This is a genomic window from Pseudomonas sp. B14(2017) (assembly GCF_002113255.1).
GTDB lineage: Bacteria > Pseudomonadota > Gammaproteobacteria > Pseudomonadales > Pseudomonadaceae > Aquipseudomonas > Aquipseudomonas putida_Z.
The window spans coordinates 202,547-215,049 of the sequence record NZ_NEJY01000009.1; the positions used below are offsets into that span (position 1 = coordinate 202,547).

Consider the following 12,503-nt stretch of genomic DNA (forward strand, 5'->3'; position numbering starts at 1 on the left):
AATGCCTCCCCGTATTCGTGTATTACCAGCTGTAACGCAGCCCGGCACTTACGCCCCAAGGTTGTTCTATCTTTTCGCCGTGGCTGTAGTCGAACTCGGCATGCGCCTGCCACTGCCCGGCCCAGGCCACGGATACACCAGCGCCAAACTCTGCGCGCGAGCCGGACAGGTCGTTCTTGAACGTATTGCCGTTGACCTTGACGTCGTTGTTCTGAGCAAACTCGTGGGCCAACGCCGCCTTCAGGTAAGGTTGCACGCTGCGGCCCCGGCCCAGATCAAAGTCACGGCCAGCTACCGAGCCCAGTTTCGCCTGCAGCGAGCGGGCACTGTCGCCATGGCCACGCATGCCGTTGTCCAGGGTTATGCTCTGGCCTTGCACGGCCATTGCCGAAAGCTGCCCGTAGGGTTCGATGAAGTAGTCATTGGCCAGGCGCAGGTGGCGGCCGAATTCCACCGAAGCGCCAAACCCATTGCTGTCGTAGTCCCCTTTGGTCTGTTTGCCATCGCTCAGGCGTACATCGGCCTGGTTCTGGTAGCGGTTGAACTTGGCCACCGCGTCCAGGTAGTAACCGCTTTGCGGTTGCAGCCAGGTTGCATAGGCACCGACATGGTAGCTGTCGACCTTGCCCGAGGCACCGCGAGGCAGGTTGAGGTCAGAGTTGCTGTAGCCGGCAGTTACCCCGGCAAGCCAGTTGCCATCGCCCAGCGGCAGCGGGGTGTCGGCACCGAACGACAGGCCTTGCTGAGTTTGCTGGTAGCCTGTGCCAGCGCTGGAGGACACGTTGAACTTGTTGCCATAGCTGCGCATCCACGCACCGGTCTTGCCGGTGTCGCGGCGGATTTCACCCATGCGGCTGCGCAGGGTCGTGAGTTCGCCGTACCACACGGTCGGGGCACTGTTGAACAACCCCAGCAGGGTTTGCGTGCCGGGGCTGACGGTGCGGGTGGTGGTGTCGAGGTACCAGTCGTTGCCGTCTGCACTCTGTTTCAGGCTGTAGGAGTAGGCGCCGAGGTCTACTGGCCCCCCTTCCAGCGAAAACTGCGCATCGCCGCTGGCGGTGTGCACCAGATGCAGGCTGCTTTCGGCCTGCGGGTCGCTGCCGCTGCTGCTGACCAGCAGCTGGTGGTTGCCGGTGGCGTGCCCGGTAACCTGCAGATGGTCGGCTTCGCCAGTGTCGAATTTGACATCCATGATGAACTTGCCGCTGCCTTCAAGGTTGGCTACCGACAGGGTATTGAAGTCGCCTGCTGCGGCACCGAGCCGGATGGCCCCGCCGTTCATGGCCAGGTCGTTGAGTTTGGCGTCACGGCTCAGCGTCCACTCGGCCTGGCTGTTGATGGTCAGTTTCTCGATGTTTTCCAGGTTGCCCTTGAGGGTGCTGCCGTTTTCCAGGGTGAGATCGGCGCGCCCGCCCTGTTCGGCAACGATGTCGCCCACCAGGTGGCTGGCGCTGACCCTCAGCGTGGCGTTGCCGTCAGCGGCAATCGACACCAGGGGGCCGCTGCCGGCGCTCAAGGTCGAGCCATTGAGGATGTCGATGCTGGCGTTGACCGGGTTGCCAGCCCCAGCGCCGACCACGATGGCAGAACCGCGCTCACCGATAACACTAGTACCGTCCAGCACGATGCTGCTCGGCCCGGAGGCTTGGCCACGGACATTGGTAACGCTGATGCCTTCCTGGCCACCGCTGATGATGCTGTTGCGCGCATTCAGCGTGCCGCCCATCAACACTGCGCCCTGGGCTGTGCTGTTGGTACCACGCAGTTCGCTGTTTTCCAGTGTCAAGCTGCTTGCGTTCAGGGTGGCACCCCGCAGCGCGCCACTGATCCGGCTAGTCAGAGCAGTGACCTGTGAGCCACCGCGGGCACTGATGCCCTGGTTTCTGGGCCCGCTTATCGTACTGTCACGAAGGGTGGCGGTGGTGCCGTCCAGTGTCATGCCACTGGCACCACCGGCCCCGGTCACGGTGGTGCCGTTCAACTCCAGGGTCGAGCCCTTTTCGCCGTCGATCTCATTGGTGACAGCGCCGTTGGCGGTAAGTTTGGCGCCATGCACGTGATAGCTGTCGAGGGGTGCAGCGCTATCGATCACCGTATCTTTGGTAATGGGAATAGCGGCCTCGGCGGTGTTGCTGAACAGCAACATGGCGCTGGCAGAGGCTATGGCCACGGCTATAGCCGTATATCGCCCAGGATGGATGCAGGCGTTCATCATGGTCTCTTCCTCGAACTTAAGTGATGCAGATGGAATCTGCAGGCACCTTAGTCGGAATTCCCGGTGTTTTATGTAGGAAAAGTCTGATCAATGATTTGGCTGAGTAGAGAAAATCGGGTGCAAGACTTTATGCACCCGATATTTCAAGCCGCCTCAAATTTCACATGTTCCACCAGCCCCACCAATATTCACCACGGTATCAAACGGTGCAGAGCTGACTTTCGTGGATTGGTAAGTGAATGAATAGAACCCCCTTCCACGGCCCCTGCGTCGGCCATCTACGTCCTCGTAGATCGGTAGAATATGTTTTTCGTAAGGCTCGATGCGCCATACAAAGCCGGTAACAGGGTGGTCAGCATCAATTTTTACTATTTCTTCTTTCACATGTTCCGGGGGAGCGGGGTATCACCAGTCTCCCCCAATAAAGTCGCCAAATCAGTGTTATCTCTGCACCTGCCGATAGATTGAACTTGCTCAAGTCTGGCACTTGCAGGCGGAAGGCGGAAGGAGCTGTCGGATTGTCTGGGTCTTTCAGCGACTTGCAGACCAAGCGGCCATTATCTTGGTTCAAGCCCAAGAACTCAGGCTTGGGTGCAACAACGATTACCGCCTCGACTTTAACCTCGGTTGCAGGCGCGTTTTGGGCGTTACGGCCGTCCTTGTCACTGATTGCGTAATGCACGGGCAGGGCGGCGGCATTGCCTGCTTTTTCGATGTCGGACCAAGGAATTTCCACTTCGATGGGAGATGCATCACCGGTATCCACCATATAGTCTTTTCCAGCGACATGTTCACCATTCAAGATTTACAACCAGATATTCGGGTTCGACGCAGTCAACAACATCACAACACTGACGACGAGGGATACCGACAAGAAGCTGCACAGGACCAAGTATCAATTCGAGAATGCTGACGATCCGGCGCAACTTACAGGTTATACGCATGATCCTGCAGATGCTCCACCTCAGGCATTCGAACTGGAGTATGACGATTATGGCAACATGACCGATGATGGCCAGGGTCTCAAGATGACCTACAACGCACTCAACCAGCTGATCAAGGCGCAGCGTGACGATGAAGTTCAGCACTATATATACGATGCCAAGGACATTTTGAGCGGTACCCTCAGCGATTGATGCCCGGGGCTTTCCCGGCACCTGCAACAGGTGCCGGGAGCATTTCATCGGTAACGCAAGGTGAACTTCACCGCACCTTCGGCTTTACCGGCCTTGACGTGTGCGCCGGTTTGAATGAAATGGGCGCCAAACCTCAGGGCCATGTTGCCAGCGCTGATCGGCAGCAGCTTGACCTCGCGCTTCAGAGGCATCGGGCTACCATCTTTGACCACTTGTATGGCGATACCGGCGGTGCCGGTGTCATCGTTGCTCAGGCTCATTACACCGTTGTCGGGGTCGAGTGGGCGTGAACCATTGGTCGGGTCCAGTTCGATGGACACCTGGGTGAGGCCTGCCGGGTCGGTCTGACAACTGGTCAGGGCAATCTCGAAGGCTGCGGTAGGGGTGGTGAATGGCGGGCCGGTGAAGTCGCTGCGCTCCCATGACCCCAAGTCTACCGGATTGGGTTTTACCGGGTCGCCGACGATCTGGCACTGTGCCTGAACGACGGTGGCGGCAACCCGGTACTGGAACACTTCGCCAATGCCATCGAAATCCTGAAAGCTGCGGAATAACAAGGAATCGACAGCGTGCACGCCTGGCGCGATGTCGCCGGTCTTTATCAGGGTTATATCGTTGTACAGCACGCCGCCCACCTCGACCCCCAAGCCGTTCGGCCGGTTCAGGCTGGAGCTGAAGGGAACCACGGTGTGGCCCTGATCCGGGTCGAAGTAGTTTTTTGCAGTGCCGTTGAATGGGACTGAAAGCTCCACCCTGGCACCGATGCCTTCGACGTTGGTTTTGAGCACGTGGCCATCCTCGAACGGTGGCAAGGGGTCGAGGAGAACGCTTTCAGCTACGAACCTGTAGCGCATGGGGGTTGCAGGCTTTCCGTCGAGGCTGACGCAGCGCAGGTCCAGACTGGAGCTCCCGTCGACAATCGTGAAGCCGCCTTTGACCTCACCGATAACGCTGCCCTTTGGTGCATCTCTGGCAATGTGAACGGTGTTCAGGTTGCGCGTGAACACCATGGGTGGGCTACCTGTCCCGCGCCAGATGCAATAATTGTTCGGGTCCGCTAGGGCCAGCGCGGGGGCAGCGTGCAAGGTGAGCGAAGCCAGCAGGCCAATGCACGCGGCATGACGAAGAAGTTTCATGTGTGCGATCCTGGTGCCACGCAGCGAACGTATTCGCCACGTAGCGCATTGCGAGATGGGAGGGTCAAAGGCACGTCAGGGTTTGCATGCGGTAACCCTGGGTGACAGGCACTGCGGCAGGGTCCAGTTGCAGGCTACAGCGGGTGGCAGCGTCCTCGCCCCAGTGAGCGGTAACCTGCTGGGCTTCAAGACCGGTGATCAGAATGGCCTGGCCGGCCTGGCCAACCGTGGCGAGCATTTCGCCAGCGCTGTCCATCAGCTGGGCGCCGAGCGGCAGGGGCTGGCCGTTGGGCAGCACGGTAGTCAGCACCATGCGGTTTACCCGACGGGCCTGGAACGTGGCTTTCACCACAGCGCCACGGCGGGGGACTACCTGGGCCGTACCGTTGTCAATCTCCACATCTGGCCCCAGGCGGTCGGTGTTCAGCACCAGCGAGTTGCTTTTGTAGGGGCGCAGGTAGGGGAGCAGCGCATAACCCTTGTCGTTGGTGCGCACTGCTGCGGCGTTCTGCAAACCCACGTCGGCGATGTCGGGTACTTGCACCAGGGCGATGGTTTCACCCAGGTATGGGCCTGTCTCGATGCCGTCCGCATGCACCAGCAAGGCGCCGTTGGCACTCAGTGACAGGCTGTGGTAGTCCTCGCCTTTGCTCAGCCCGGCACCCAGGGTGGCGTGTGCCGTCTGGTAGCCGGCGCCGACCGTGAAGTCGTGCTGTTGGCGTTCATTGCGGCTGGCGCTGAGGTGGTAGCTCAACTGCTCGTCGTAGCTGCCGGTCAGATTGGCCTGCTGCCGGGAGCCATTGCGCGTTTGCTGGGTGTTCATGCTCATGTTGCTGCGGCGGCCGAATGCCAGCGGAAAAGACAGGCTCAGGCCGATCTGGCGGTCCTTGCCGTAGCCGTTGTCCTGCAGTGACTGCGAGGCATACAGGTGGTAGCTGATACCGCCGTGCGATGTGCTGAGGTTAACCTGGAACTGGCGCTCGACATCCTGACGTTGCCAGTAGTCCTGTTGCGTCAGGTTCAGGCTCACCGAGCTACGCTCGCCAAACGTCTGGTACAGCGAGGCTTCCAGGCGTCGGCGTTGGCCGCCGCGAAACTGCTGGTCGTGGCTGCGCTGGCGTACCCACTGGTCGAAGTCGCGGTAACCTTCGGTGGAATAGCGATAGCCGGCGAAGCGCAGGTTGGTGCCGGCAGTGAAGGTCTTGCTGTACTTGAACGAATAGCTCAGGCCGTCGAGGTCGCTGCCTTGCAGGCCGGCGAACTCACTGGTCGAGTGGGTCACATCGAATGACACCGCGCCGAGGCTGCCCAGGTCGCGTGCGATACCCAGTGCTTCTGCCTGGTAGCCTTCGCTGGCCATCAGGCCACCATACAGGGTGGTATTCCAGGCCGTGCCGAGCGCTGCGGTGCCTTGCCACAACGGCGGCGTCAGCAGATCGCCAGTGGGGTTGTAGCGCCCGGCAGTGGTGCTGTAGCGCGCCACGCCCGGGCGCAGCAGGTTGCCGATATTGGCATAGGGTTGGATGAAGCGGCGGACCTGCCCATCGGCCTCGGTCAGTACCACTTCCAGTTCGCCGGTGCCGCCGACTGCCAGATCATCGATGGCATAGGGACCCGGGCTGACGTAGGTGGAATAGAGCGGGTAGCCGTTTTGCCAGATCTCCAGTCTGGACCGTGTCTGGGCCACGCCGCGAATGGTCGGGGCGTAGCTGCGATGGGTGTCGGGCAGCATGTCGAAGTCCGAAGCCAGGCGCACGCCTGTGACCGGTATGCCGCGAAAGACATCGCTGTCGGTGAAGGTTTCGCCGATGGTCAGGTTACCCCAGGTGCCGGGCAGGTCGGTTTGTGCATAGGTATAGGCCCGGGTCCATTCGCTGTGGCCCTGGCTGTCCTGGCGCCACGTCTGGCTGCTGCGCAAGCGCCAGTCGCCCAGGTTCACGCCACTGTGCAGGTACAGGTCGTGGCTGTCGAAGCGCCCCTGCCCTCGGCTCTGGCCCTGCAAGGTCGAGGCCTGGTAGTTGACGAAAGCGGCGGTGATACCGCTGTCCCACAGCGCGGGGTCGACTTGCCCGCGGATGTCACGGCGCAGGGCAATCTGCGGGATCGACACCGCCAGCCGCAGCCGGCTGCCGTCAAAGTCCACGCGGGCACCAGGGACCACGGCTGGCAAGTCGAGGCAGGGTTGTTCGAGCAGTGCCGGGTCTGGCAGGGCATCCAGGCGCAGGCCCAGTTCACCGAGCAAGGCAGGCGAGAGGCAGGGCTGCAAGCGGTCGCCGCTGCTGTCGAGTTCGAACGCGATTTCGCGCTGGCCCACGTATTCGAGATTGACCGACAGCTCGACCCGGTAGGTACCGGGTGCAAGGTCGACCGTGCTCGCCAGCAGGCGCAGGGCCAGTTGCGCGCTGTTGGCCGGTTGGTCTGGGTGCTGGAACATGAAGCCGGCCTGGAAGTCGATTTCGCCGGGTGTTTCTGGCTCGGCGAAGGCCACTGCAGCGGGTAAGGCGGCCAGCAGCAGGCAAGCGCGGCGTAAGCGTTGACGGCCGCGGCAAAGGGGGAAATTGGGCATACGGGTGCTCCTGGAGCGTGCCGATCGGTGTCAGGGCGCGTCGTGAACAGGCAGGATCAAGGGCTCGCTGGTGCCGCCGTAGTCGTTGATGATGCTGACCAGTACCTGCTTGGCGGCCGTGGGCAGGACAAACAGCTGTTCGCTCAGGGGCGCAAGCATGTCGGCGTTGGCCAGCGGGCGGTTCTGCTTGCCGTTGACCGCCTCCAGGCGGTTGAAGGTGTAGTGGTAGGGGGTGGGGTTGTGGATGCGCAGGTGCGCAACGCCGTCAAGCATGGTCCTGTGGATTTGCAGGTCGGTCAGGCGGCGGACGGGGTCACCGCTGACCTGGCTTGGTCGGTAGAACAGCTTGATGCGTGTGCGCAGGGCGACGTTCAGGGCGTTGCCCTGATCGCCGACCGCCTGGGGGATTTCCTGCAGGTTGAAGAAGAACAGCGATTCGCGGTCCTGTGGCAGGTCGTTGGGCAGTCCGCTGATATGAACGGTCTGTTCCTTGCCGGGGTTCAGGCGGAACAGGTTCGGGGCAGTGGCGAAGGGTACTGCGGTAATGGTGTCATCGGCTGCGGTGTTGACCCAGGCCTGGGCCGCATAGGGTTGCTTGCCTGGGTTGGCAATGACCACTGACGCACTGCGCTTGTCGCTGTTGTAGACGATACGGGTGCTGCTGATGGTCAGGGCGGCATGGGCGTTGCCAAGCGTGCAGACAAGCGCCAGCAGGCAGCCCAGGCGCACCGAGGTGTGGGAGAAGAGTGACATGAGGAGTGACCGAGTGAGATCCGGGCGACAGGAACCAGGTGCGAAAGCACCTGGCAACTTGATCAAGGCAGGGCGACGGTGAATTTCACAAAGGTCTGGGCCAGGCCGTGTGTGACATCGTCGACAATCGACTCGTAGTTCGCGTAGAACAGCATGTCGGTTGGCGAGGACTGGTACAGGTCGTAAGGTTTGGAGTCGGTATTTGGCGTGATTTTGGTGCCGGTATCATCTTTGATGGCGATACCAACGCCGGTGGCCGCGCTGCCACCCTGGCGAATACCGTAGAGGTCGGAGCCTGGGCCAACGATCCCGTGCAGAGGCTCGAACTTGACCGTGGCTGTAGGGTTGGGCGGAAGCACGCAGCCTGCGCCAGGGGTAACCCGCAGGGCAAATGCTACTTCCTCGCTGGTATCACCTGTTTTTTCAAACTTGTTGGCATTGGGGGTGCCCAACGAAACCCATGGCACATCGCCCAGGCCCGGGTTGACCAGGTCGATCGGGCAAGTACCACCCGGGTTGATGAAACCGGTGAACTCGATCTGTCCTTCTTCGGGGGCAGCGATTGCCGTGCCAGCTGAAAGTGCCAGGGCAATAGCTAGTGTGAGCTTTTTCATTGGTATATCCATACAGTTGAAGTGTTGGCTGCGGAGGCTCTCCACAGGTCAGCGAAAGGGCAGTGAACCGAGAGCTTTCGTGACCACGACAGGCTATGGATATGAGTTATGCGGGGCTGTAATACTTTTCGTTATCGGGATATGGAAACAGAGATAGCCGCACTTCAGGTGCGGCTATTGCTCGGGATTAGTGGCCCGGTGCCTGTTTCGGCGTGTTCAACAGCTGCTTCTGCTGATGCCAATCGAATGGCTCACCGTTCTGTTCTGCTTCGTAGCGGCGCTCTTCCAGTTGCTGGTAAAGCTCCAGCTCTTCGTCGGGCATGTAGTGCAGGCAATCGCCAGCGAAGAACCACAGCAGGTCGCGCGGCACCAGGTGGGCGATTTGCGGATATCGCAGGATCACCTGGCAGATCAGGTCCTGGCCCAGGTACTGGCTTTCCAGCGGGTCCTGCGGCAGCAAGGTCAGCAGTTCATCGAATCGTTCGAGGAACAGGGCGTGGCTTTCCTCCGGTACCTGCTCGGCTTCACCCAGGGCCACCAGGATGGTACGCAGGTGGCTCAGCAGTTGCAGGTGGTATTCCAGTTGGGGGGTGGCCATGGGGCGGTCCTCGGGGTGGTTGAAACGGGCGCGGAGTATACGTCCGTTGCTGATGAGGCCGCAAAGCGGCCCCCTGGTTCAGCGCACCTTGCCTTGCTCTGGCAGCAACTGCGCCTTGTCGAAGGCATCCACATCGATCACTGCCCGACGAGCTTGCTCCGCGGCATGCAGCCGTTGCTCTTCGCCAGGCTGCAATACACCGGCATCAACGGCTGCATCGATCAACGACTGCCCAGGTGCCGGCCGCACCTTGCCTTCCTTGATTGCCTGATGCAGCGCCTTGTGCAGGGGCGCCGCTTCATCCAGCAAGTCGTAGGCCCGTTGCAGCGTCGCCACCGGGTCGCCGTCGGCTTGTGGCCTGAAGCAACCAGCAAGCAGCTCTTCCAGTGCCGGGTCACCCCTGCCGCGGCCGATCAATGCCGCCACCTCGGCATCCAGTTCATCGCTCGGCCCGGTATGGCGGCGGCCGAAGGGAAACACCAGTACCCGCAGTGCGCAGCCGACAAAGCGGTTGGGGAAGTTGTCGAGCAACCGGTCCAGTGCCTTTTCTGCCTGGCCCAGGCTCTCTTCCATCGCCCAGCGCAGCAGGGGCTGCATGTGTTCCGGTGAGCCCAGGTCGTGATAGCGCTTGAGCGCGGCGCTGGACAGGTAAAGGTAACTCAGCACATCCCCCAGCCTTGCGCTCAGCCTTTCACGGCGTTTCAGCGCTCCGCCCAGCAGCATCATCGACAGGTCAGCGAGCAGGGCGAAGGCCGCGGCCTGGCGGTTGAGTGCGCGGAAATAGCTTTGGCTCAAGGCATCGCCCGGTATGCTTTCCAGGCGGCCCAGGCCGAGGTTCAACACTAGCGTGCTGGCCGCGTTGCTCGCGGCGAACATGATGTGTTTCATCAACAGGTCGTCGAATTCCCTCAATGCCTGATCGCGGTCCTCGCGCCCGGCCAGGGCCATTTCCTTGAGCACGAACGGGTGGCAGCGGATGGCGCCCTGGCCGAAGATCATCAGGTTGCGCGAAAGAATGTTCGCCCCCTCGACGGTGATGAAGATCGGTGCACCCTGCCAGTTACGGCCCAGGTAGTTGTTCGGTCCCATGATGATGGCCTTGCCGCCGTGCACGTCCATGGCGTGCTGGATGCATTCGCGGCCGCGCTCGGTGAGGTGGTACTTGAGGATCGCCGACAGCACCGAAGGCTTCTCGCCCAGGTCCACGGCCTTGGCGGTCAGCAGCCGCGCGCTGTCCATCAGCCAAGCATTGCCGCCGATGCGTGCCAGCGACTCCTGGATGCCTTCGAATGCAGCCAGCGGAACATTGAACTGTTCGCGGATGTTGGCGTACTGGCCGGTGACCAGACTGGTGTATTTGGCAGCGCCAGTGCCCACGGCCGGCAGGGAGATGGAGCGGCCTACCGACAGGCAGTTCATCAGCATCATCCAGCCCTTGCCGAGCATGGCCTGGCCACCGATGAGGAAATCCAGCGGCACGAATACGTCCTTGCCACTGTTGGGGCCGTTCATGAACGCGGCGCCCAGTGGCAGGTGGCGTTTGCCGATTTCGACGCCGGGCGTGTCGGTAGGGATCAGCGCCAGGCTGATACCCAGTTCTTCCTGCTCGCCCAACAGGTGGTCCGGGTCGTAGGCCTTGAACGCCAGGCCCAGCAGGGTGGCGACGGGCCCGAGGGTGATATAGCGCTTTTCCCAGTTCAGGCGCAGGCCGATGACCTCTTCGCCGTTCCATTGCCCCTTGCAGACCACCCCGGTGTCAGGCATGGCGCCTGCGTCGGAGCCGGCCAGCGGGCCGGTGAGGGCGAAGCAGGGGATTTCATCGCCACGCGCCAGGCGTGGCAGGTAGTGGTTGCGTTGTTCGTCAGTGCCGTAATGCAACAGCAGTTCGGCCGGGCCGAGCGAGTTGGGCACCATCACGGTGGAAGCCAGGTCGCCGCTGCGGGTGGCCAGCTTCATCGCCACCTGGGAGTGGGCGTAGGCTGAAAAGCCCTTGCCGCCGTATTCCTTGGGGATGATCAGGGCGAAGAAGCCATGCTGCTTGATATGTGCCCAGGCTTCGGGCGGCAGGTCCATGTCCTGGCCGATCTGCCAGTCGCTGACCATGGCGCAGAGCTGTTCCGTCGGGCCATCGAGGAAGGCCTGTTCTTCGTCGGTCAGCTTCGGCGCCGGGTAGGCGAGCAGGGTGCGCCAATCTGGACGGCCGCTGAACAGTTCGCCGTCCCACCATACGGTGCCGGCGTCGATCGCCTCGCGTTCGGTTTGCGACATCGGCGGCAGGGTGCGCTGGAACCACTTGAACACGGGGCCGGTGAATACCTTGCGGCGCCATTCCGGCAGCGCCACCAGGGCGACTTTCAGTGCCAGCACTATCCAGATCAGGGTCAGCAGCCAGCCGGGAGCGCTGCTGAAAATGCCCATCAGCAGCACATACGCCGCCATGATGCCGAGAATCTGCAAGGGCGCCAGGCGCCGGTGCGTGAGGTACGCCGCGCCGATCACCAGCACTACCAACCACAACAGCAACATAATCGGTCCTCCTTGGAACCAGGGGGTAAGCCGTCCCAGACAGCTTAGACGCAACGCTGCGAACGGCCGGGTCAGAACAGTGACAGGGTATGGCGGCGGGAGTTTCAGGGCATTGCTTGTCTGTACCGGCCTCTTCGCGGGTGAACCCGCTCCCACAGGTACTGCATCCCTCTCAGGGCTGGCGCAGAACCCTGTGGGAGCGGGTTTACCCGCGAAGAGGCCGGTACAGGCGACGAAAGTCTGGAGTAGACTGCACTACCTCCGCATTCATAAGGACGTTGCCATGCTGAAGATCTGGGGCCGCAAGAATTCGAGCAATGTGCGCAAGGCGCTGTGGATCGCCCACGAACTGGGCCTGGATTTCGAGTCGATCGACGCCGGCGGCGCCTTCGGCGTGGTCAACGAGCCGCACTACCGCGCGCGCAACCCCAACGGCCTGGTGCCGATGCTGGAGGACGGCGACCTGACCCTGTGGGAGTCCAACACCATCGTCCGCTACCTGTGCGCCGAATACGGTGCGGAGCAGGGCTGGTACCTGGACGACCCGCGTCAGCGCGCCCTGGCGGACAAGTGGATGGACTGGACCACCTCGTCCTTCGCCACGCCGTTCCGCCCACTGTTCTGGGGCCTGTTGCGCACCCCGGAAGACCAGCGCGACTGGGTGGCGATCAACGCTGCGCACAAGCAATGCGCCCAGCTGCTGGCCATTGCCGACGAAGCCCTGGCCAAACAACCGTACCTTTCCGGTGACCAGATCGGCATGGGCGACATCCCATTGGGAAGCTTCATCTATGCCTGGTTCGAAATGCCCATCGAGCGCCCGGCCATGCATCACCTGGAGGCCTGGTACGAGCGCCTCAAGGCCCGCCCTGCGTACCAGGCAGCGGTAATGACTGCGCTGACCTGATCGAACACCACGGCTACTTCGATAGTCATTATCAATACACATGACTGTACTT

Annotated in this window: 10 protein-coding genes; 2 read left to right on the forward strand and 8 right to left on the reverse strand. The window is 61.7% G+C overall.

Translation table 11 applies throughout. From position 1 onward, the window contains the following. Positions 1-22: 22 nt before the first annotated feature. Entirely contained in the window at positions 23-2,212 is a 2,190-nt protein-coding gene (locus tag CAG34_RS11715) for an autotransporter outer membrane beta-barrel domain-containing protein (RefSeq protein ID WP_143516469.1), read from the reverse strand. 361 nt (positions 2,213-2,573) lie between these two features. Further along, positions 2,574-3,017 carry a hypothetical protein gene (locus tag CAG34_RS27950; RefSeq protein WP_143516465.1) on the reverse strand — a complete coding sequence of 148 codons (444 nt, stop codon included), beginning with the start codon at positions 3,015-3,017 and terminating at the stop codon, positions 2,574-2,576. 199 nt (positions 3,018-3,216) lie between these two features. On the opposite strand from CAG34_RS27950, the gene CAG34_RS29195 reads away from it, so the two are divergent. Beyond that, positions 3,217-3,351 (forward strand): hypothetical protein, encoded by a 135-nt coding sequence (locus CAG34_RS29195; protein ID WP_256573549.1) that lies wholly within the window; start codon positions 3,217-3,219, stop codon positions 3,349-3,351. 44 nt (positions 3,352-3,395) lie between these two features. Here CAG34_RS29195 and CAG34_RS11720 read toward each other — a convergent pair whose 3' ends face one another. From CAG34_RS11720 to CAG34_RS11745, 6 genes are all read right to left on the reverse strand, one after another. Beyond that, positions 3,396-4,487 (reverse strand): fimbrial protein, encoded by a 1,092-nt coding sequence (locus CAG34_RS11720; RefSeq protein WP_143516467.1) that lies wholly within the window; start codon positions 4,485-4,487, stop codon positions 3,396-3,398. Between the two features lie 64 nt (positions 4,488-4,551). After that, on the reverse strand, positions 4,552-7,053 hold the full coding sequence (locus tag CAG34_RS11725) for a fimbria/pilus outer membrane usher protein (protein ID WP_085590115.1): 2,502 nt from the start codon (positions 7,051-7,053) through the stop codon (positions 4,552-4,554). 30 nt (positions 7,054-7,083) lie between these two features. Then, positions 7,084-7,806: a molecular chaperone gene (locus CAG34_RS11730; protein ID WP_085590117.1), complete on the reverse strand. Its 723-nt coding sequence runs from the start codon at positions 7,804-7,806 to the stop codon at positions 7,084-7,086. Positions 7,807-7,868: 62 nt separating this feature from the next. Then, positions 7,869-8,420: a fimbrial protein gene (locus tag CAG34_RS11735; protein ID WP_085590119.1), complete on the reverse strand. Its 552-nt coding sequence runs from the start codon at positions 8,418-8,420 to the stop codon at positions 7,869-7,871. 187 nt (positions 8,421-8,607) lie between these two features. After that, positions 8,608-9,018, reverse strand: coding sequence for a PA2817 family protein (locus tag CAG34_RS11740; protein ID WP_085590121.1), 411 nt, complete (start codon positions 9,016-9,018; stop codon positions 8,608-8,610). A 78-nt stretch (positions 9,019-9,096) separates the two neighbouring features. Beyond that, entirely contained in the window at positions 9,097-11,544 is a 2,448-nt protein-coding gene (locus CAG34_RS11745) for an acyl-CoA dehydrogenase (RefSeq protein WP_085590123.1), read from the reverse strand. 283 nt (positions 11,545-11,827) lie between these two features. Between CAG34_RS11745 and CAG34_RS11750 the strand changes: the two genes are divergently transcribed. After that, positions 11,828-12,451 carry a glutathione S-transferase gene (locus CAG34_RS11750; protein ID WP_013971559.1) on the forward strand — a complete coding sequence of 208 codons (624 nt, stop codon included), beginning with the start codon at positions 11,828-11,830 and terminating at the stop codon, positions 12,449-12,451. The last annotated feature ends 52 nt before the right edge of the window (positions 12,452-12,503 follow it).

Coding starts and splice junctions, on each gene's coding strand:
- CAG34_RS29195 (WP_256573549.1), top strand. CDS start 3,217: ATGACCGATGATGGCCAGGGTCTCAAGATGACCTACAACGCACTCAAC.
- CAG34_RS11735 (WP_085590119.1), bottom strand. CDS start 8,420: ATGAAAAAGCTCACACTAGCTATTGCCCTGGCACTTTCAGCTGGCACG.
- CAG34_RS11715 (WP_143516469.1), bottom strand. CDS start 2,212: ATGAACGCCTGCATCCATCCTGGGCGATATACGGCTATAGCCGTGGCC.
- CAG34_RS11750 (WP_013971559.1), top strand. CDS start 11,828: ATGCTGAAGATCTGGGGCCGCAAGAATTCGAGCAATGTGCGCAAGGCG.
- CAG34_RS11730 (WP_085590117.1), bottom strand. CDS start 7,806: ATGTCACTCTTCTCCCACACCTCGGTGCGCCTGGGCTGCCTGCTGGCG.
- CAG34_RS11725 (WP_085590115.1), bottom strand. CDS start 7,053: ATGCCCAATTTCCCCCTTTGCCGCGGCCGTCAACGCTTACGCCGCGCT.
- CAG34_RS11745 (WP_085590123.1), bottom strand. CDS start 11,544: ATGTTGCTGTTGTGGTTGGTAGTGCTGGTGATCGGCGCGGCGTACCTC.
- CAG34_RS11720 (WP_143516467.1), bottom strand. CDS start 4,487: ATGAAACTTCTTCGTCATGCCGCGTGCATTGGCCTGCTGGCTTCGCTC.
- CAG34_RS11740 (WP_085590121.1), bottom strand. CDS start 9,018: ATGGCCACCCCCCAACTGGAATACCACCTGCAACTGCTGAGCCACCTG.